Source organism: Streptomyces sp. ME19-01-6, from assembly GCF_033793745.1.
Taxonomy (GTDB): Bacteria; Actinomycetota; Actinomycetes; order Streptomycetales; family Streptomycetaceae; genus Streptomyces.
This window is the reverse complement of record NZ_JARAXF010000005.1, coordinates 503,459-520,815: the sequence shown is the minus strand read 5'-3', so window position 1 is coordinate 520,815 and position 17,357 is coordinate 503,459. Positions and strand designations below refer to the sequence as shown.

Here is a 17,357-nt window from a genome sequence, read left to right as displayed (position 1 = left end):
GGGGGGGGCGGGGCCGGGGGGGGGGGGGGGGGGGGGGGGGGGGGGGGGGGCCGCCGCGCGGGGGGGGGGGGGGGCCGGCCGCCCCCGCCGGGCCCCCCCGCGCCAACGGCGGTAATACGGCGTGAACACCGCGAAGTGGTCCTTGCGACGGCCCCAGCGCGATGTGTCGTGCACTTGGCCTGCGATCCCGTGGCCCGCGCCCGATGTGCCGCCGCCCCCGCCCGCTGTTCCGCCGCCCCTGCCCGACGCATCGTGGCCCGCGCCCGATGTGCCGCTGCCCGACGCGCCACGGTCCGCGCCCCACGTCCCGCGGGCGTCGCCAGACGCGCCACGACCGCTGCCCGATGTGCCCCCGCCCGACATGCCTCTGCCGCTGCCGCGGCCGCTGCCCGAGGGGACGAGCACGCCGGGCGCGACCACCGTCACCGCGCCGTCGTGCACCCGTAGCTCTCGCCGGTCGCGGGCCAGTGCCGCTCGCAGCCGCTCCTCGCGCCGCGCCGCGTACGCGCTCGTCCCGCCCGCGATGTGTACCGCCCCGGCGCCGGTTCGCTCCGCGACCCGGCAGACCTCCTCGACCACCTCGCCGCGGCGGACCACGAGCCGTCCGCCGCGTGCCCGCAGCGCGGCGTCGAGGTCGGCGAGGCAATCGGCGAGAAAGACCGCCCTGTTGGGGACGGCGAAACCGGCATCCCGTATCCCGGAATCGATAACGAACAGCGGCACCACGCTCTCCGCCTCCCGCAGCGCGCCGTGCAGTACCGGGTTGTCGTGCACCCGCAGATCAGCGGTAAACAGGGCGACGCTCATACGCACCGGCGCTCACCACCCGCTCAGCCGGGCACGGCCGCGTGGGTCTCGGCCCTGGCGGCGACGTTCCGGGCCATGCCGTCGAAAACGAAACCGCCACAGGCCGCGCCGGTCCAGCCGCACAGCTGGCCGGTCAGTCCGTGCGGCTCGAAGACGGCGTGCTGCCGGTACACCGCGCCGCCCGCCCCGTCCTCGCCCACCGAGATCTCCAGCCAGGCCGGTCCGGGCAGCGGCAGCTCGGACCGCAGCCGCAGCCGCCGTCGCGGCTCGACCTCGACCTCCTCCACCCGCCAGTAGCGCAGCCGGTCCCCGGCCCGCAGCGGCGCCGCCTCCCGGCGGCCAAGGTGCAGGCCCACCCTGCCGACCACCGTGTCCAGCCAGCCGCGCAGCGCCCAGGCGAGCGGCAGGGACTGCCAGCGGTCCCCGCGCGCGATCCGCTCCACCGCCTGCCAGAGCTCCTCGGGCGCGGCGTCCACCACCCGCTCGCGGTGGTCGACACGGCGGCTGCCGCCCGCCCAGGGCGGGTCCGTCGGCAACGGATCGCTCGGTTCGGGCGGCGCGGCAGGCGACCGCAGTGCCAGCCGCAGCGCCTGGTCCAGGGAGAGCGGGCCGTCCGGCGGGCCGTACAGGGGGCCGTCCCGGGGCGTCGGCACGTGGCGGGCGATGTCCCCCTCCCGGCAGACCACTTCATGCCGCAGCGACTCCACCAACGGGCGGGCGAGGGCGCCCGGCACGGGCGTGACCAGGCCGACCCACAGGCTGGAGAGCCGTGGGGTGAGCACCGGCACGGGGATCACCAGCCGCCGCGGCAGCCGGGCGACGGCCGCGTACCGCCGCATCATGTCGCGGTAGGTGACCACGTCCGGCCCGCCGATGTCGAAGGCGCGGTTCACCTCGTACGGCAGCCGGGCGCAGCCCACCAGCAGCCGGAGCACATCGCGGACGGCGATCGGCTGGGTCCGGGTGCGCACCCAGCGCGGGGTGACCATCACCGGGAGCCGTTCGGTCAGATGGCGCAGCATCTCGAACGAAGCCGAACCCGATCCGATGATCACACCGGCCCGCAGTACGGCGGTGGGCACCCCCGACGCCAGCAGAACGCGGCCCACCTCGGCCCGCGAGCGAAGATGGGGCGACAGGTCGTGCTCGGGCACCCCGGACGGGGTCAGCCCGCCGAGGTAGACGATCCGCCGGACCCCCGCGGCGCGCGCCTGCTCCCCGAAGGTCCGGGCCGCCCGGCGGTCGGTCTCCTCGAAGCCGCGGCCGGTCCCCAGCGAGTGCACCAGGTAGTACGCGACGTCCACGCCCTCCATGGCCGCCCGCACGGACCGCGCGTCCATGACATCCCCGCGCGCCTGCCCCACCCGCGCCGCCCAGGGGTGCCGGCGCAGCTTGTCGGGCGAGCGGGCCAGGCAGCGCACCGTATGCCCGGCCGCCAGCAGTTCGGGCACCAGCCTGCTGCCGATGTAGCCGGTCGCTCCGGCGACCAGACAGCGCGGCAGCGGGGACGACGGGGACGATGACTGGGACGGGTCGAGGTTGCGGCGATCTGCCATGCCGGACTCCGTGACTGGGCGACTACACGGGACTCCGTGTCTGTGACCTCCCCTTGCCATGCTCCGGGCCTCCGCCGGGCGGCGCAACCGCCGGGCGCGTGGAGTGGCCGCCCGCCGAAGGCCGTCGCAGGATGAGAGCAAGCGATGTTTGGAGGGCACGGTGTTCGAGGCCGACGACATCCGGAAATGGCGCGACCACGACGTGGTGGACAGCGCCGGCCGCAAGATCGGCGCGCTGGAGTCCATCTATGTGGACACCGCCACCGACAAACCCGCCTTCGCGACGGTCACGGTCGGCATCCCGACCCGGCGGCGGCTGGTGTTCGTGCCGCTCGAGGGCTCGAAGGTGGGCCCGGGCTATCTGAAGGTCACCTATCCCAAGAACCTGGTGCGGGACGCTCCGTCCATCGGGACCGACGACGTGCTGCCCGCCACGGAGGAAGAGGCGGTCTTCAAGCACTACGAGCTGAGCTATCAGCCGGGCACCGGCGGCGAGCGGCGGCTGGCCCGCCCCTGAGCACCCCCGAGCAGTCCGACCACGCCGAGCACGGCCGAGCACGAGAGACGAGATGGCACTGTTCCTGCTGCTGCTCCTGGTGGCCGCCGCGCTGGGGATCACCGGCGCGGTCGCCAACGGGCTGCTCTACCTGCTGATCATCGGCGTGGTCGTCTTCCTCGCCGACATGGTCTTCCTCGGCTTGCGGCTGCGGCACGGCGGCAGGCGCCCGGTCCGCTGACCCGTCCGAATCCGGAACAGGACAAAACCTGCGAGGTGGGCTCCCTTCGCCGGCATTGTCCGGATCAGGTTGTGGAGGTCGCCTTCCGGTCTCCCCGACCTTCTGGCCTCTCAGCCCGACCATCTAGGACGCGTCCTCTCCGGAGCCCCAGCCAACGTCCTCCGTTCCGAAGAACCGAAGTCCTTCTTCCTGGAGAACCTGAGTTCTCTTTCCTGAACGTGTCTCCGGTCGAGCTCCCTCGCTCGCCCCGCAGGCTGTTATTTACGTTACTCCCGCACCTTCTGTGCGACTAGTCCCGCTCAAAGATTTTTTCCTGATTTGCCCATTTTTTCGCTTCTGCCCCCTCCGGGGATCCTCGGAACGGGCCCGGAGCGCAGGCGGAGTGGGCCCGGAGTGGACAACAGTCGCGCGGCACTCCCGCGCCTTGGCTGCGCCGGGTGCCGCTTGCCCGGTAGGCTTTCCGTGTGATCTTCAAGCGCATCGGAAACGGTCGGCCGTACCCCGACCACGGCCGGGAAAGCACCCGCCAGTGGGCGGATGTCGCCCCACGCCCGGTACGTCTTGACCAGCTCGTCACCACGAAGCAGCAACTCGACCTCGAGACGCTGCTCGCGGAGGACTCGACGTTCTATGGGGACCTCTTCGCCCACGTCGTGAAGTGGCAGGGCGACCTGTATCTGGAGGACGGGCTGCACCGCGCCGTGCGCGCCGCGCTCCAGCAGCGCCAGGTGCTGCACGCGCGCGTCCTGGAGCTCGGCTGACCAGCCGGCCGCACCACCGCTCGCTGCCCGCCTCCCCGACGGGCTCGTTGGCCCTTTCGGGTTGGGCTGCGCGGCAACCATTGATCATTTAGTAGGCATCGCCACTGAGCCGCACTACGCTGCGCCTATGAGCATGCTCACCCCTCCCGGCATGGGCGGAAAGTACCGCATCACGGGCAACCGATACCCGCGTATGCGCCGACCCCGAGGCCGCCGCCGACTCGTGTTCGCCGCGATGGGTACGGTCGTCGCCCTCGGCCTGGTCGGCTGGGGAACGCTCCAGCTCATCGACGTGTTCTCGGGCGGCGACGACAAGACGGTGCGCGCGGCGCGGGGCACGGCGGACTGCAAGCGCGAGCTGGCCAAGGACCACGACAAGGCCGCGCGTACGGCCCCGAAGGCACTGCCGAAGCCCGCCGAGATCACCGTCAACGTCTACAACGCCACCTCGCGCACAGGGCTGGCCAAGGACACCGCCGACGAGCTGCGGAAGCGCGGCTTCAAGATCGGAAAGGTGGGCAACGCGCCGACCGCGTACGACAAGAAGGTCAAGGCCCCTGGCATACTGCTCGGCGCCCCGGCGGCCACCAACGGGCCCTTCGACGTACTCGCCACGCAGCTCACCGGCGCCCAGGCCAAGAACGACGGGCGCTCGGGCAAGGACGTCGACCTGATCATCGGGGCCGGCTTCAAGGACCTGGTCAAGAAGAAGGACGCCGCCAAGGCACTGGCCGCCCTGGCCACACCGAAGCCGTCGTCCTCCACCCCGACCTGCTGAAGCCCCCGACCTGCTGAAGCGCACGGCCCGACCTGCTCAACGCCCCAGGCCCGCGCCGGTCAGGCCACCCGGTCCGCCGCTCAGCCGGCCGTCCCGTACATCCGGTCCCCCGCGTCGCCGAGCCCGGGGACGATGTACCCGTTCTCGTTCAGCCGCTCGTCGACCGACGCGGTGACCACCGTGACGGGCGCGCCCGCCAGCTCGCGCTCCATGGTCTCCACGCCCTCGGGCGCGGCCAGCAGACACAGGGCGGTGACATCGTCGGCGCCCCGCGCTATCAGCTCCCTGATCGCCGCGACGAGCGTCCCGCCGGTCGCCAGCATCGGGTCCAGCACATACACCTGACGGCCGGAGAGGTCCTCCGGCATCCGCGTCGCGTACGTCGACGCCTGCAGCGTCTCCTCGTCGCGGATCATGCCCAGGAAACCGACCTCCGCGGTCGGCAGCAGCCGCACCATGCCGTCCAGCATCCCCAGGCCCGCCCGCAGGATCGGCACCACCATGGGACGCGGGTGGGACAGCCGCACCCCGGTCGTCGCCGTCACCGGAGTCTCGATGTCGACCTGCTCGGTGCGCACGTCCCGGGTCGCCTCGTACGCGAGCAGGGTGACCAGCTCGTCGGCGAGCCGCCGGAAGGTGGGGGAGTCGGTGCGCCTGTCGCGCAGCGTGGTGAGTTTGTGCGCCACCAGCGGGTGGTCGACGACATGGATCCGCATGGCATCGACAGTAACCGAGCGCCGTGACACCCACGCCGCCCGGCCGCCGTTCCGGCTCCTTCCGGCCCCTGCCGGCGGTACGCCGGGGGCGGCCCGGATGCACCGGGCGGCGCCTGCGGACGTTCCGCTGGTGGGGCCCGCGGCCCGCCCGCTACCGGTCCGTTTCGGTCCGCGTGAGTTACATCTCTTTGGACAGGTGCACGACGCAGCGCGGAAGACCTCTCGCGAAGCGAAGGTTTCTGCCACGATGCCGATTGGGGCGGGGCACTGTCCCGCCCGCCCCGGCACGCCTATGACCAGTGGGAGAGTCACGGTGTACTTCGCCGCATTGCTCGCGCGCACCGCAGAAGGGTGGGAAGCGAGCGACACAGAGCTCGATGACGTGGAGACCCTGACGGATCTGATCGAACTGGCCCGTGAAGCCTCGGACGACGACACGGTGCTGGCCTTCATCGAGCACGAAGACGCGTGGTTCGGCGTCGTCCGTGTGGACGGCGAGGAGGACCCGCACATCTATGTATCGGACGCCGCCGCGGCCGCCCGCACCTCGTACGGCCAGATGCTCACCGACGAGCTGCTCGGCCGGGGCCCCGACGAGGACCTGGACAGCCTCGTCGACCTGGACGGCACCGAGGACGGTGAGCCCGACGCGAACGACGACGAGGACGCCGACCCGGACGCGCCGGTCCCGGCGGGCCCGCTCGGCGACGCCGACATCCTCGCCGACCTCGGCATGGACGAGAAGGAGCTGAAGGCCCTCGACGGGGACGCGCTCGAATCCATCGCCGACATGCTGGGCTGCAGCATGGAGGGGCTGGAGGCGGTGCGCTGACGTCTGTCGGCCCAAGCCGCGCCGTCGCCCACACTGGTGCCATGACCGATCCGCTGTCCGGCCTCGTCTCCGGTCCCGTCCCCGACCCCCTCCGCGACCCGTGGCGCGCACCGATGCGCCTGGCACTGGAAGAGGCGGCGCGGGCACCGGAGACGGGCGACGTGCCGGTCGGCGCCGTCGTGCTGGGCCCGGACGGCTCCCCCCTCGGCCACGGCCGCAACGAGCGCGAGGCCCACGGCGACCCCACTGCTCACGCCGAGATCCTCGCGCTCCGCGACGCCGCCCGCCGCCTCGGCGGCTGGCGCCTCACCGGCTGCACGCTCCTGGTCACCCTCGAGCCCTGCACGATGTGCGCGGGCGCGATCGTCCTGTCCCGCCTGGACCGCGTGGTCTACGGCGCCACCGACGACAAGGCCGGCGCCGTCGGCTCCCTCTGGGACGTGGTCCGCGACCGCCGCCTCAACCACCGCCCCGAGGTCGTCCCCGGCGTCCTCGCCGACCAGTGCGCCGCCCTCCTCACCACCTTCTTCCGCACCCCCCGCCCATAACCGATTTCGGAGCACGGCCGCCCGTCCGCTAAGCTCTCTCTCGGTAGCGTGTCCGAGCGGCCTAAGGAGCACGCCTCGAAAGCGTGTGAGGGGGCAACTCCTCCGTGGGTTCAAATCCCACCGCTACCGCTGTCAAGACGAGGGCCCCGATCTGTTCAGATCGGGGCCCTCGTCGCGCTCCGTATCAGTACACTGGGTCACCGCTACATCACGCATCTGGGGGGACCGATGTTCCGACAAACGGTTCAGACGGCCGGGGTACCTGACGAGGGGGCGGCGCCGGCCGGCGCCCCACGGACGCGCCGGCTGTGCGCCTGGGCGTTCGATTTCGCCGTCATCGTGGCCGTGGCCGTGCTGCTCGGCTGGGGCACCTTCCATCGGATCAGCGCCGAAGTGACCGACGTGACGAGCCTTGCCGGGACGAGCGCTTGGGAGGTCATCACCTCCGACGGCGACTTGGCGGGGGCGGGTCAGAGCGCCGGGGAGACGCTGTGGCGGCATGCGGTGAGGGACGTCCAACAGGCCTTCGCGGCGCTGGTCGTGTTCACCTTCGCCTACCACTTCCTCTCGCTGGCCGTGATGAGCCGCACCCCAGGGCAGGCACTGACGGCCCTGTGCGTCGTGCGGCGCCGTGGCGGCGGGCGGCCCGGGGGGAGCCGGGCCGCGGCGCGCGCCGCCGCGACCACGCTGGTCGATGTCGGCTGGTACGCGCTGGCCTGCTGCCTGCTGGTCGGAAACGCGATCGGGCTCTCGGTGCTGTGCTGGGTCGTCGCCGTGGCCTTCTTCGCCCTCAACGCGTGGCTGGCGCTGGTGGGCTCCCGGAGGTCGCTGGCCGACCGCCTGGGTGGCGTCACGGTCACCAGCACATGGCGCGTCCGCGCCGCGCTCGCCCGGATCGGCGGTGCGGTGCGGCGGCGCGGCCAGCCGGAGTATTAAACGCCGCCCCAGGAAAACCGCCGTCCCGGGAAAGGCGCGGCGTTTCCCTACGCCGCGGGCCAGTCGTCGGGGCCTCCGCCGTGCCACTCGATGAGCTGCGGGTCGTCGATGCGGGCGTCCTCCGCCATCAGGCCCGCGCGGCTCAGTACGCCGCGCAGTTCGTCGGCGCTGACGACGACCCCGACGTCCTCGCCGTCGATCACAACGCGGCGGCGCCCGTCTAGCGGCTCGTCCACCACCACGCGGGGCCGGTCCCTGGTCTTGTCCTCCATAGGTCCAGCGTCGCCATGACCGGCGCCGCTCGCACCTCGGGCCCGGCGGGCGGGTGGTCCGGGGGGTGAGGATCAGCCGTGTGGCTCAGCCTGGGGGGCCGGGTCGAAGAGTCCGGCCGAGTGGTGGACCGGGGCCAGGCGGCGGAGCGCGACGAGGAGGGCGTCGCCGAGGATGTTGCCGAGGACCACGGCTCCGGCCATGCCGTCGATGTCGGGGCGGCGGCGGACGAGGTCCAGGTCGGTCGCGGCGATGGCGTCGGCGGCGCGGGCGTAGTCGTCGAGCCGGTCGGCGAAGTCGTGCAGGCCCAGTTGGCGCTGGGCGTCCCGCTCCGTGATCAATGTGATCACCATCCTGGGCCTGGGGCTCGCGATCGACTACGCCCTGTTCAGTACGCGGCGGTCGCGGTCGTGATCTTCGCCGTCATCGGTTCGCTGACGCTGCTGCCCGCCCTGCTGCGGTTCGCCGGGCACCGCATCGACGCCGGACGGCTGCCCCTCCCGCGCCGCCTGCGCCGTACGCCCCGGACGTACGGGCCGGGCAGCGACGAGCGGGGACGCTGGTACCGGCTGGCCCACAGGGTCATGCGCCGCCCGCTGCTCACCACCGCCCTCCTCACCCTCTCCCTGCTGGGGCTCGCCGGACCGGCGCTCGGCGTCGACTGGGCGCGCCCCCTCGGACTGTGTGCTGCCCGCCGGCGCCGACGCCCGCCAGGTCACCCGGCAGTTGGCCAACCGCTTCGACCACGACCCCACCAAGGTCGTCACCGCCGTCGTCGACCTGCCGGGCGGCGCGGCGGGCCGCTCCGGACAGCTGGCCGGATACGCAGAGCGGCTCGGCGCGCCCGATGTCCCGTGAGGCCCGCGCCATGGTGGAGGAGCTGCGCGCGCAGACCCCGCCCCCGGGCGCCGAGGCGCGGTTCACCGGGATGCCCGCCTCGCGGGTGGACATCGTCGACATGATCGGCGAGCGGGCCCTGTGGATGGGGCTGCTCGTGGCCGTCGTCTCGGCCCTCGTCCTGTTCCTGGCGTTCCGCTCCCTGGCCGTCCCCCTCATCACGGTGGCCACGAGGGCCCTGTCGCTGCTCGCCGCCTTCGGAGTGATCACCTTGATCTTCCAGTACGGGGTGGGAGCCGGGCCGCTCGGCTTCGAGACGGTCGGCGCCGTGGACGCGAACTTCCCCGTGCTCATCGTCGCCATCGCCTTCGGACTGGCCATGGACTACCAGGTCTTCCTGCTCTCCCGGGTCCGCGAACGCTATCTGGCCACCGGCGACCCGGCCGAGCCCACCGCCACCGCCCTGCAGCGCACCGCCGGGACCATCACCAGCGCCGGGCTGCTGCTCGCCGTCCTCGGCCTGCTCGGCCACCGCGCCTGGCGCCGGCCGGCCCCGTCACGCGATGATCAGCAGGCCGTGGCCTCCCTCGAACCCCAGGGGCGTTAACCCACCCGGTCCTTGTCGAAGTCCAGGTCGAGCATCCGGATCGCGTTGCCCCGGAGGATCTTGTAGACGGTCTCCGGCGGCAACCCGGTCACATGCTCGGCCGCGACCCGCTTGGTATGCGGCCAGGTCGAGTCGACGTGCGGGTAGTCGGTCTCGAAGGTCGCGTTGTCCACGCCGACGGTGTCCAGCGAGGCGACGCCGTGTTTGTCGCGGAAGAAGCAGCAGAAGATCTGCCGGTAGTAGTACGTGGACGGCGGCTCCGGGATCAGGTCGCGCACCCCGCCCCAGGCCCGGTGCTCCTCCCAGACGTCGTCCGCGCGCTCCAGGGCGTACGGAATCCACCCCATCTGGCCCTCGGCGTATGCGAGCTTCAGCCGCGGGAAGCGCACCAGGACGCCGCTGAACAGGAAGTCCATCATCGACGCCATGGCGTTGTTGAAGCTCAGCGCCGCCTGGACGGCCGGCGGGGCGTCCGGGGAGGCGGCGGGCATCTGGGAGGACGAGCCGATGTGCATGCACACGACCGTGCCCGTGGCCTCGCACTCGGCGAAGAACGGGTCCCAGTAGCCGCTGTGGATGCTCGGCAGCCCCAGATACGTGGGAATCTCGCTGAACGTCACGGCGCGCACGCCACGGCCTGCGTTCCGGCGGATCTCCTGGACCGCCAGCTCCACGTCCCACAGCGGGATCAGGCACAGCGGGATCAGCCGCCCGCCGCTGTCCCCGCACCACTCCTCCACCATCCAGTCGTTGTACGCCCGGACGCACGCCAGGCCGACCTCCTTGTCCTCGGCCTCGGCGAAGGTCTGGCCGCAGAAGCGCGGGAAGGTCGGGAAGCACAGTGAGGCCTCGACATGGTTCATCTCCATGTCCGCGAGCCTGGCCTTGGGATCCCAGCAGCCGCGGCGCATCTGGTCGCGGGTGATGCCTTCGAGGGTCATCTCGTCGCGCGAGAAACCGACGGCCGCGATGATCCGCTTGTACGGGAAGAGAAGCCCCTCGTACTGCCACCAGTCGGTCGGCGGGCCGTCCGGGTCGGTGGTGATCCGGTACTTGCCGCCGACATAGGCCAGCTCGCCGATTCCGGCGGTCAGGGGCTTGGGGCCGCGGTCCCGGTACTTGGCGGGGAGCCAGGTGTCGAAGAGATGCGCGGGCTCGATCACGTGGTCGTCCACGCTGATGACCATGGGCAGCTCGGTCGCGCCATTCGTCTCGCCAGTCATGCCGTCCTCTCCCCTGGTGTCCGGCGGTCGGACCGGACATCCCACTCATCTGACGGTCCGTCAGCTGGAGAGTACGGAGTCAGGCGTCAACCAGCAAGAGAAACCCGGTCACCTTCCCTTCTCGGCCCACCATGAGCAACATGTGCCTCATATCTGGATTAAATGAGGCATCAGTCATGTGGCCCGCCCTCGGTCCGCAGCGACGGGCCCCAGCCCGCGGCGGCGGGAAGGCGACGGAAGACAACAGGAAGGAGCCCCGCGATGAACGGCGGCCCCGTAGTGGCCGGAGTCGACGGTTCCGAGCACAGTCTCGCGGCGGCGGACCGGGCCGCCCGGGAAGCGCTGGACCGGGCGGTTCCGCTGCTGCTCCTGCACGCCTCCCCACCGCTTCCGCCCCGGATCTCCCCGGTACCGGGCGCGGACGCCTGGGGACACGTCGGCGAGCAGATGATCCGGCGGGCCGCGGCGGACCTCGCCGACCGCCATCCGGGTCTGGAGGTGACCGGCGAGCATGTCGCGGCGGCCGCGGACGAGGCCCTGCTCACGGCGGCGGGGACCGCCGGGCTCATGGTCGTGGGGGCGCGCGGCTGGGGCGGCTTCGACGGGCTGGCGGTGGGGTCCGTGGCGCTGCGGGTGACGACGGCCGCCGACTGCCCCGTGCTGACGGTCCCCGAGAGGCCCGAGGCCGGGCAGGACGCGGGAGGGGAGGCCACGGGACGGGAGGCCGCGGTGGGCGAGGGAGCCGAGGCTACGGGACGGGAGGCCGCGGTGGGCGAGGGAGCCGAGGTCGTGGCCGCCCTCGACGCGCACGGCCACCTGACCGAAACCGCCGAGTTCGCCTTCCGCGCCGCCCTGGCGCACCAGGCCCGGCTGCGCGTGGTGCACGCGTGGGAGCTGCCCGCCGCGGCTCCCTCCGCGTGGATGATCGGCGTCCTCGAGGAGGACCGCGGCATGTGGGAGGACCAGGAGGGCCAGGCGGTGTCCGACGCCCTGCGGCCCTGGCGCCGGCGATATCCGCAGGTCGAGGTCCTCCCGGATGTCGTTCTGCTCAACCCCGCGCAGGCGCTGGTCAGCTCCTCCGCGCGGGCGCTGCTGCTGGTCGTCGGCCGCCGTACGGCCGACCGGGTCGCCGAGCGGCATCTGGGGCCGGTCGCCCACGCCGTACTGCACCACGCCCACTGTCCGGTCGCGGTGGTGCCGCACCCCCTCTTTTGAGGCTCGGTTCGCCTCCGGGGCGCTACAGCCCCTGTCGACGGTCGACCGTGCTCGGCCCTTCGGCTCGCTCGCCAAGGGACTGACCCAACGCCGGCATCAGCCGAAGAAGACGCCGAACTCCGCGTAGAGGGCCGGATCCACGCCCTTGGTCCCCACCGTGACCTCGGACAGCGGTACGCGCACGATGTCCGTGCCGCGCAGCGCGACCATCGTGCCGAAGTCCCGCTCGTACACCGCGTCCACCGCGCGCAGCCCGAACCGTGTCGCCAGCCAGCGGTCGAAGGCGCTGGGGGTGCCGCCGCGCTGGATGTGCCCGAGGACCGTGGTGCGGGCCTCCTTGCCGGTGCGGCCGGAGATCTCCCGCGCCAGCCACTCCCCGATGCCGGACAGCCGCACATGGCCGAACTCGTCGAGCGAGGAGTCCTTCACCACCATCTGCCCCTCCTTCGGGACCGCGCCCTCGGCCACCACGACGATCGGGGCGTACCGGATCTTGAAGCGGTTCTCCACCCATTCGCAGACCTGGTCCACGTCGAACGGCTGCTCGGGGATGAGGATGACGTTGGCGCCGCCCGCGATGCCCGAGTGCAGGGCGATCCAGCCCGCGTGCCGGCCCATGACCTCGACGACCAGCGTCCGAGTGTGCGACTCGGCGGTGGTGTGCAGGCGGTCGATGGCTTCGGTCGCGATGTTGACCGCGGTGTCGAAGCCGAAGGTGTAGTCGGTGCCGGTGACGTCGTTGTCGATGGTCTTGGGCACGCCGACGACATCGATCCCCTCGTCCGCCAGCGCCGCGCCGACCCCGAGCGTGTCCTCGCCGCCGATCGCGATGAGCGCGTCCACCCCGTGCGCCTCCAGGGTCTCCCGCACTCGGGCCACCCCGTCCTCGCTCTTGATCGGATTGGTCCGGGAGGAGCCGAGAATGGTCCCGCCGCGCGGGAGGATGCCGCGTACGGCGGGGATGTCCAGCGGCACGATCCCGCCCTCCAGGGCGCCGCGCCAGCCGTCCCGCACGCCGACGAACTCCAGGCCGCACTCCTGTACGCCCTTGCGGACGATCGCGCGGATCGCCGCATTGAGGCCCGGGCAGTCGCCACCGCCGGTCAGCACACCGACTCGCATCTGAGCCCCACGCATCTGAGCCCCTTCCGACCGCTCGCCCGATCGATGCCCTCCCTTTCCAGAATCCACCTTGATGTGCCGCTATGACCACCGTGCCCCGCGGTGCCCTCGTACGGGTACGGGGAGGGGGCAAGGCGCAGATGGAGACACGAATCGATTCGTAGGACTGATGAGACCACTGCGCCAAACGTGTGGATAGACTCACGCGACTGCACAGGGGACCGCAGGGGAGGCAGCACGGGATGGCACAGGCGAAGAAAGTCGCGCTCTACATGCTCATCGTCTTCGTGCTGTACACGATCATCAACAGCCCGGCGCGCGCGGCTGACCTGGTCCAGGTGGGTTTTGAGGGGATATCGGACGCCGCCAAGAGCGTCGGCGAGTTCATGACAGAACTGATCAACTGACCGACGGGCCCGCCCGGACACAGGCCCGCCCCGGCAGCCTCACCGGACCCGACAGCAGCAACCAGGCCCCCGGCCCACCCCGCCGGGGTCGTCGCATGCCCGCGCACGCTCCGGCGCGCACCCCTTCACTCACCCCGCCCTTCGAACACCCGGCAACCCTGCCACCAACACGTAGTAATGCGGTGCTTGCACACAGTGCACATGTCTTGTGATGCTATGACCGCTTTGCCGGGTGAGTACATCGTGAAGGGGTGGCGTGACCGTGTCAGCCCGTACCGCGCCCAGAACGCCGCCCCAGGGCGACGGCGGCAGCGACAGCGGCAGAAGCCGCGGGGCGGACGCCAGGGCGCTCACCCAGGTGCTGTTCGCCGAGCTCTCCCACCTGACGCCCGGCACCCCCGAACACACGCGGGTGCGGGACGCCCTGATCGAGGCCAATCTGCCACTCGTGCGCTACGCCGCGGCCCGGTTCCGCAGCCGCAACGAGCCGATGGAGGACGTGGTCCAGGTCGGGACGATCGGCCTGATCAACGCGATCGATCGGTTCGACCCGGAGCGCGGCGTGCAGTTCCCGACCTTCGCCATGCCGACCGTGGTCGGCGAGATCAAGCGCTACTTCCGGGACAACGTCCGCACCGTCCATGTGCCGCGCCGGCTGCATGAGCTGTGGGTGCAGGTCAACGGCGCGACCGAGGACCTGACGGTGCTGCACGGCCGGTCCCCCACCACGGCCGAGATCGCCGAACGGCTCGGGCTCGGCGAGGACGAGGTACTGGCCTGCATCGAGGCCGGGCGCTCGTACCACGCGACCTCACTGGAGGCCGCCCAGGAGGGCGACGGGCTGCCGGGGCTGGTCGACCGGCTCGGCTACGAGGATCCGGCGCTCGCCGGAGTCGAGCACCGCGATCTGGTGCGGCACCTCCTCGTCCAACTGCCCGAGCGCGAGCAGCGCATCCTTTTGCTCCGTTACTACAGCAATCTGACTCAATCTCAGATCAGCGCCGAGCTCGGCGTCTCGCAGATGCATGTCTCCCGGCTGCTCTCCCGCAGCTTCGCCAGGCTCAGATCCGCAAACCGGATCGAGTCCTAACCGGGACGAGGGACCCTTCCCTCACTCCTTCCGGGCAGTAATGTCGACATGGCGCTACAGCGTGTTGCCGACATGTGACATTCTGCTTGAACCGCGTTTGCCGCGGCCCGACCTCCGGTATTCAGGGGGAGGCTGCGTTCGACGCGACGAGCGCAGCTGGGATCCGTCCGCGACCCAAAGGGGGTGGCATGTCCGTAGAACTGGGCAGCTCGAAGGTGCTCACCAACGACGCACCGCACGTGCTCGACGACGGCGACGCCATCGACACCCGCACCCTCTCCCGCTCCCTGTTCCTGCGGCTCGCCGCGCTCGACCGGGACGGCGTGGAGCGCACCTATGTCCGTGACACCCTCATTGAGCTGAACCTCCCGCTGGTGCGCTATGCGGCGGCCCGCTTCCGCAGCCGCAACGAGCCGATGGAGGACATCGTCCAGGTCGGCACGATCGGCCTGATCAAGGCGATCGACCGGTTCGACTGCGAGCGGGGCGTGGAGTTCCCGACCTTCGCCATGCCGACCGTCGTGGGCGAGATCAAGCGCTTCTTCCGCGACACCAGTTGGTCGGTGCGGGTGCCGCGGCGGCTCCAGGAGCTGCGCCTCGCCCTCACCAAGGCCAGCGACGAGCTGTCCCAGAAGCTCGACCGCTCCCCGACGGTCCCCGAGCTCGCCACCGCGCTCGGCGTCTCGGAGGAGGACGTGGTCGACGGGCTGGCGGTGGGCAACGCCTACACCGCTTCCTCGCTTGACTCCCCGTCCCCCGAGGACGACGGCGGCGAGGGGTCGCTGGCGGACCGGCTCGGCTACGAGGACAGCGCCCTCGAGGGCGTGGAGTACCGGGAGTCGCTCAAGCCGCTGCTGGCCAAACTCCCGCCGCGCGAGCGCCAGATCATCATGCTCCGCTTCTTCGCCAACATGACGCAGTCGCAAATCGGCGAAGAGGTCGGGATCTCCCAGATGCATGTCTCGCGGCTGCTGACGCGGACTCTGGCGCAGCTGCGGGAAGGGCTCATCGCCGACTGACGCACCACTGACGCGCCGCCATCGGGCCAGTGCCCGGCTGCCGCACGACCCTGTACACCTGACGGGTCGTCAGCCACACTGGCCCGATGCGATACGCGTGGAGCCGGACAACGGGCCACCGGGGCACGGCGATCGCCTCCTCGGCGGCCGCGCTGTGCCTGGGCGCGCTGCTCAGCGGCTGCGCCGGCGGCGACGACGGATACCTCGCGGCCGAAGCGGCCGGCCCCGACGGGCCGCGGGCCACGTCCGCGCCGCCCGAGGGCGGCGTGAAGCTGGTGCCGCTCGACGGCGACGGCACGGGAGAGAACTCCGGCCGGGACGGGAAGCGGCGCCCCTCCGGGCCCGGGGGTACGGAGGCGTCCGGCGCGCCGGACGCCTCGCCCGGGCGGGACGGAACCGCCGCGCCGGGCAAGCCCGGACAGTCGCCGGAGAAGACGCCAGGGCAGGGAGGCGCCGACGACGGCGACCGGACCGGCGGGGCCCATGACGGCACCCACGGCTCAGGCGGCTCGGACGGCTCCGGGCCCGACGACGGCTCGGGCGGATCGGGCAGTACGGACGGCGGCTCGGGCGGCTCGGGCGATGGCTCGGCGCCACCTCAGTCCACGCCCGACTCGCCTTCCACCCCGAGCGGCCCCGCCGAGCTGACGGTCGGCGACCTGGTGCGCGCGGCGGCCGAAGACCGCTGGTGCGAGAAAGTGACCGTCGAGTTCCGGAACACCGGGGGCGCCCCCGTGACCTCGGGGACGATCACCTTCGCGACCCACATCATCGACGCCCTCGGCATCGACTGGGCGACGATCGCGTCGAAGCGCGACCTGCCGGCGCCGATCGAGGCGGGCGGGAAGAAGGAGAAGACCTGGGAGGTGTGCGTGGACGACTGGCGGGTACCGCTGGGCATGCACATCGAGACCCAGGATGCCTCCGTGACCTGGCCCGGGGGCCAGGCCGAGGGCCACGCCAGGGATCAGGCCGGGGGTTAGGCCAGGGCCAGCCAGGCGACCCCGGCGACGACCGCGATCGCGACGATCACGCCGACGATCACACCGATACGCGGGCCGCCGGAGGAACCGGAGGAAGCGGGAGCGGCCGCCCGCTGCTGCTGTCCGCCGTCATCGACGAAGGCCCGGAACATCTGGGTCGAGCCGGCCGGGTCGTAGTTGCCCTCAGGACCTTGGGGGTTGTTCGCCATGGCCCACGACCCTAGCGAATGAGCGCATTCCCGCACACCCCCGGGCCTCACCGTCCCACAGGCCCCACACACACCACCGGCACCACCATCCGGCCGCTTGACCGCCCCCTGGGTGAGCCTTTGCGGGCAATTTACTCAGCGCAGCCCGATTTCATTTGCCTGCAGCAACTAACTTACCTATGGTTGCCCTAAGCAACCGATAGTTCTGGAGGGGCCATGGCCGCACCGAGTCAGTACGAGGAGCTGGCACGGCAACTCAGCGCCATCGGCACCGTCAAGCGAGGACTGTCGCGCGCCCTCCCCCCCGACTGCGCGGCCGGTTCGGCCATCGTCCTGATGCTGCTCAGCCGCTACGGCGAAATGCGCATGAGCAAACTGGCCGAACTGCTCGACATCGACATGTCGGTCACGAGCCGGCATGTCGCGCACGTCGCCGAACGCGGCTGGATCGACCGGAACCCGGATCCGCAGGACCGGCGGTCGCGGCTGCTGAGCATCAACGCCAGCGGCGAGAAGCTGCTCAGCACGGTGTCCGAGCGCTATACGCAGGCACTCGCCGCCCGTCTGAGCGACTGGTCCGAGGACGACGTCGGCCGCCTCAACGAACTGCTCGCCCGGCTGCGCACGAGCTTCGGTGACACCAGGTCCCGGGTTCCCCAGCTCCTGGACGAGAGCACCACCCGTACACCAACGCAACGATAGGA

General features: G+C 71.6%; 23 protein-coding genes, 1 tRNA gene and 1 pseudogene. 16 read left to right on the top strand and 9 right to left on the bottom strand.

Annotated elements, in window-relative coordinates; translation table 11 throughout:
- Positions 1 to 384: 384 nt before the first annotated feature.
- Positions 385 to 807, bottom strand: a pseudogene (locus PV419_RS15820) (deoxyribodipyrimidine photo-lyase); the annotation flags it as partial.
- 23 nt (positions 808 to 830) lie between these two features.
- Entirely contained in the window at positions 831 to 2,363 is a 1,533-nt protein-coding gene (locus PV419_RS15815) for an SDR family oxidoreductase (RefSeq protein ID WP_319689037.1), read from the bottom strand.
- A 160-nt stretch (positions 2,364 to 2,523) separates the two neighbouring features.
- Here PV419_RS15815 and PV419_RS15810 point away from each other — a divergent pair, with 160 nt between their 5' ends.
- The 4 genes from PV419_RS15810 (at position 2,524) to PV419_RS15795 (ending at position 4,639) form a co-directional block, all read left to right on the top strand.
- Complete coding sequence (locus PV419_RS15810) at positions 2,524 to 2,880, top strand: PRC-barrel domain-containing protein (protein WP_319689036.1); 357 nt, start codon at positions 2,524 to 2,526, stop codon at positions 2,878 to 2,880.
- 52 nt (positions 2,881 to 2,932) lie between these two features.
- A complete protein-coding gene (locus PV419_RS15805; RefSeq protein ID WP_319689035.1) occupies positions 2,933 to 3,100 on the top strand; it encodes a hypothetical protein in 168 nt (55 codons plus the stop codon).
- Between the two features lie 464 nt (positions 3,101 to 3,564).
- On the top strand, positions 3,565 to 3,861 hold the full coding sequence (locus PV419_RS15800) for a type II toxin-antitoxin system VapB family antitoxin (RefSeq protein WP_003986294.1): 297 nt from the start codon (positions 3,565 to 3,567) through the stop codon (positions 3,859 to 3,861).
- Positions 3,862 to 3,988: 127 nt separating this feature from the next.
- The gene (locus tag PV419_RS15795; protein WP_319689033.1) at positions 3,989 to 4,639 is read left to right on the top strand and encodes a LytR C-terminal domain-containing protein; all 651 of its coding nucleotides are present in this window, start codon (positions 3,989 to 3,991) and stop codon (positions 4,637 to 4,639) included.
- Between the two features lie 80 nt (positions 4,640 to 4,719).
- Here PV419_RS15795 and upp read toward each other — a convergent pair whose 3' ends face one another.
- The gene (gene upp, locus PV419_RS15790; protein ID WP_319689032.1) at positions 4,720 to 5,355 is read right to left on the bottom strand and encodes a uracil phosphoribosyltransferase; all 636 of its coding nucleotides are present in this window, start codon (positions 5,353 to 5,355) and stop codon (positions 4,720 to 4,722) included.
- A 292-nt stretch (positions 5,356 to 5,647) separates the two neighbouring features.
- On the opposite strand from upp, the gene PV419_RS15785 reads away from it, so the two are divergent.
- The 4 genes from PV419_RS15785 to PV419_RS15770 all read left to right on the top strand — a co-directional run bounded on the left by PV419_RS15785 (position 5,648) and on the right by PV419_RS15770 (position 7,671).
- A complete protein-coding gene (locus tag PV419_RS15785; protein WP_319689030.1) occupies positions 5,648 to 6,187 on the top strand; it encodes a hypothetical protein in 540 nt (179 codons plus the stop codon).
- Positions 6,188 to 6,228: 41 nt separating this feature from the next.
- A complete protein-coding gene (gene tadA / locus PV419_RS15780) occupies positions 6,229 to 6,735 on the top strand; it encodes a tRNA adenosine(34) deaminase TadA (protein WP_319689028.1) in 507 nt (168 codons plus the stop codon).
- Positions 6,736 to 6,777: 42 nt separating this feature from the next.
- Positions 6,778 to 6,864: transfer RNA gene (locus tag PV419_RS15775), tRNA-Ser, on the top strand.
- Positions 6,865 to 6,963: 99 nt separating this feature from the next.
- On the top strand, positions 6,964 to 7,671 hold the full coding sequence (locus tag PV419_RS15770; protein ID WP_319689025.1) for an RDD family protein: 708 nt from the start codon (positions 6,964 to 6,966) through the stop codon (positions 7,669 to 7,671).
- A gap of 47 nt (positions 7,672 to 7,718) precedes the next feature.
- Here the strand turns inward: PV419_RS15770 and PV419_RS15765 are convergent, their stop codons facing one another.
- From PV419_RS15765 to PV419_RS15755, 3 genes are all read right to left on the bottom strand, one after another.
- Positions 7,719 to 7,943: a hypothetical protein gene (locus PV419_RS15765; RefSeq protein WP_319689024.1), complete on the bottom strand. Its 225-nt coding sequence runs from the start codon at positions 7,941 to 7,943 to the stop codon at positions 7,719 to 7,721.
- A gap of 72 nt (positions 7,944 to 8,015) precedes the next feature.
- Positions 8,016 to 8,291, bottom strand: coding sequence for a hypothetical protein (locus PV419_RS15760; protein ID WP_319689023.1), 276 nt, complete (start codon positions 8,289 to 8,291; stop codon positions 8,016 to 8,018).
- Positions 8,292 to 8,329: 38 nt separating this feature from the next.
- The gene (locus PV419_RS15755; RefSeq protein WP_319689021.1) at positions 8,330 to 8,545 is read right to left on the bottom strand and encodes a hypothetical protein; all 216 of its coding nucleotides are present in this window, start codon (positions 8,543 to 8,545) and stop codon (positions 8,330 to 8,332) included.
- An 80-nt stretch (positions 8,546 to 8,625) separates the two neighbouring features.
- Here PV419_RS15755 and PV419_RS15750 point away from each other — a divergent pair, with 80 nt between their 5' ends.
- Both PV419_RS15750 and PV419_RS15745 read left to right on the top strand, forming a co-directional pair.
- Positions 8,626 to 8,799, top strand: a complete 174-nt coding sequence (locus tag PV419_RS15750) for a hypothetical protein (protein ID WP_319689020.1) — start codon at positions 8,626 to 8,628, stop codon at positions 8,797 to 8,799.
- The gene (locus tag PV419_RS15745; protein WP_319689019.1) at positions 8,789 to 9,385 is read left to right on the top strand and encodes an MMPL family transporter; all 597 of its coding nucleotides are present in this window, start codon (positions 8,789 to 8,791) and stop codon (positions 9,383 to 9,385) included. Before PV419_RS15750 ends, PV419_RS15745 begins: the two co-directional genes overlap by 11 nt.
- Here the strand turns inward: PV419_RS15745 and PV419_RS15740 are convergent.
- On the bottom strand, positions 9,382 to 10,608 hold the full coding sequence (locus PV419_RS15740) for an amidohydrolase family protein (RefSeq protein WP_319689017.1): 1,227 nt from the start codon (positions 10,606 to 10,608) through the stop codon (positions 9,382 to 9,384). The two genes, PV419_RS15745 and PV419_RS15740, sit on opposite strands and share 4 nt — an antisense overlap.
- Positions 10,609 to 10,869: 261 nt before the next feature.
- Here PV419_RS15740 and PV419_RS15735 point away from each other — a divergent pair, with 261 nt between their 5' ends.
- The gene (locus PV419_RS15735) at positions 10,870 to 11,823 is read left to right on the top strand and encodes a universal stress protein (protein ID WP_319689016.1); all 954 of its coding nucleotides are present in this window, start codon (positions 10,870 to 10,872) and stop codon (positions 11,821 to 11,823) included.
- A 96-nt stretch (positions 11,824 to 11,919) separates the two neighbouring features.
- On the opposite strand, the gene PV419_RS15730 is transcribed toward PV419_RS15735, so the two are convergent.
- Positions 11,920 to 12,945 (bottom strand): 6-phosphofructokinase, encoded by a 1,026-nt coding sequence (locus PV419_RS15730; RefSeq protein ID WP_319689103.1) that lies wholly within the window; start codon positions 12,943 to 12,945, stop codon positions 11,920 to 11,922.
- Positions 12,946 to 13,187: 242 nt separating this feature from the next.
- On the opposite strand from PV419_RS15730, the gene PV419_RS15725 reads away from it, so the two are divergent.
- The 4 genes from PV419_RS15725 to PV419_RS15710 all read left to right on the top strand — a co-directional run bounded on the left by PV419_RS15725 (position 13,188) and on the right by PV419_RS15710 (position 16,444).
- On the top strand, positions 13,188 to 13,352 hold the full coding sequence (locus PV419_RS15725; protein WP_014177815.1) for a hypothetical protein: 165 nt from the start codon (positions 13,188 to 13,190) through the stop codon (positions 13,350 to 13,352).
- A 256-nt stretch (positions 13,353 to 13,608) separates the two neighbouring features.
- Complete coding sequence (locus PV419_RS15720) at positions 13,609 to 14,442, top strand: RNA polymerase sigma factor SigF (RefSeq protein ID WP_415925308.1); 834 nt, start codon at positions 13,609 to 13,611, stop codon at positions 14,440 to 14,442.
- A gap of 188 nt (positions 14,443 to 14,630) precedes the next feature.
- Positions 14,631 to 15,461: an RNA polymerase sigma factor SigF gene (locus PV419_RS15715; protein ID WP_319689014.1), complete on the top strand. Its 831-nt coding sequence runs from the start codon at positions 14,631 to 14,633 to the stop codon at positions 15,459 to 15,461.
- Between the two features lie 86 nt (positions 15,462 to 15,547).
- The gene (locus PV419_RS15710; RefSeq protein ID WP_319689012.1) at positions 15,548 to 16,444 is read left to right on the top strand and encodes a hypothetical protein; all 897 of its coding nucleotides are present in this window, start codon (positions 15,548 to 15,550) and stop codon (positions 16,442 to 16,444) included.
- Here the strand turns inward: PV419_RS15710 and PV419_RS15705 are convergent.
- Entirely contained in the window at positions 16,441 to 16,653 is a 213-nt protein-coding gene (locus PV419_RS15705) for a hypothetical protein (protein ID WP_319689011.1), read from the bottom strand. The genes PV419_RS15710 and PV419_RS15705 overlap by 4 nt on opposite strands.
- 216 nt (positions 16,654 to 16,869) lie before the next feature.
- Between PV419_RS15705 and PV419_RS15700 the strand changes: the two genes are divergently transcribed.
- Positions 16,870 to 17,355, top strand: coding sequence for a MarR family winged helix-turn-helix transcriptional regulator (locus PV419_RS15700; protein ID WP_319689010.1), 486 nt, complete (start codon positions 16,870 to 16,872; stop codon positions 17,353 to 17,355).
- Positions 17,356 to 17,357 lie beyond the last annotated feature (2 nt).

Bases quoted from the DNA above. Each gene is read 5' to 3' on its own strand.
- PV419_RS15815 (WP_319689037.1), bottom strand. From the start codon at position 2,363: ATGGCAGATCGCCGCAACCTCGACCCGTCCCAGTCATCGTCCCCGTCG.
- PV419_RS15805 (WP_319689035.1), top strand. From the start codon at position 2,933: ATGGCACTGTTCCTGCTGCTGCTCCTGGTGGCCGCCGCGCTGGGGATC.
- PV419_RS15795 (WP_319689033.1), top strand. From the start codon at position 3,989: ATGAGCATGCTCACCCCTCCCGGCATGGGCGGAAAGTACCGCATCACG.
- upp (WP_319689032.1), bottom strand. From the start codon at position 5,355: ATGCGGATCCATGTCGTCGACCACCCGCTGGTGGCGCACAAACTCACC.
- PV419_RS15785 (WP_319689030.1), top strand. From the start codon at position 5,648: ATGACCAGTGGGAGAGTCACGGTGTACTTCGCCGCATTGCTCGCGCGC.
- tadA (WP_319689028.1), top strand. From the start codon at position 6,229: ATGACCGATCCGCTGTCCGGCCTCGTCTCCGGTCCCGTCCCCGACCCC.
- PV419_RS15770 (WP_319689025.1), top strand. From the start codon at position 6,964: ATGTTCCGACAAACGGTTCAGACGGCCGGGGTACCTGACGAGGGGGCG.
- PV419_RS15765 (WP_319689024.1), bottom strand. From the start codon at position 7,943: ATGGAGGACAAGACCAGGGACCGGCCCCGCGTGGTGGTGGACGAGCCG.
- PV419_RS15745 (WP_319689019.1), top strand. From the start codon at position 8,789: ATGTCCCGTGAGGCCCGCGCCATGGTGGAGGAGCTGCGCGCGCAGACC.
- PV419_RS15740 (WP_319689017.1), bottom strand. From the start codon at position 10,608: ATGACTGGCGAGACGAATGGCGCGACCGAGCTGCCCATGGTCATCAGC.
- PV419_RS15735 (WP_319689016.1), top strand. From the start codon at position 10,870: ATGAACGGCGGCCCCGTAGTGGCCGGAGTCGACGGTTCCGAGCACAGT.
- PV419_RS15730 (WP_319689103.1), bottom strand. From the start codon at position 12,945: ATGCGAGTCGGTGTGCTGACCGGCGGTGGCGACTGCCCGGGCCTCAAT.
- PV419_RS15725 (WP_014177815.1), top strand. From the start codon at position 13,188: ATGGCACAGGCGAAGAAAGTCGCGCTCTACATGCTCATCGTCTTCGTG.
- PV419_RS15715 (WP_319689014.1), top strand. From the start codon at position 14,631: ATGTCCGTAGAACTGGGCAGCTCGAAGGTGCTCACCAACGACGCACCG.
- PV419_RS15710 (WP_319689012.1), top strand. From the start codon at position 15,548: ATGCGATACGCGTGGAGCCGGACAACGGGCCACCGGGGCACGGCGATC.
- PV419_RS15705 (WP_319689011.1), bottom strand. From the start codon at position 16,653: ATGGCGAACAACCCCCAAGGTCCTGAGGGCAACTACGACCCGGCCGGC.
- PV419_RS15700 (WP_319689010.1), top strand. From the start codon at position 16,870: ATGGCCGCACCGAGTCAGTACGAGGAGCTGGCACGGCAACTCAGCGCC.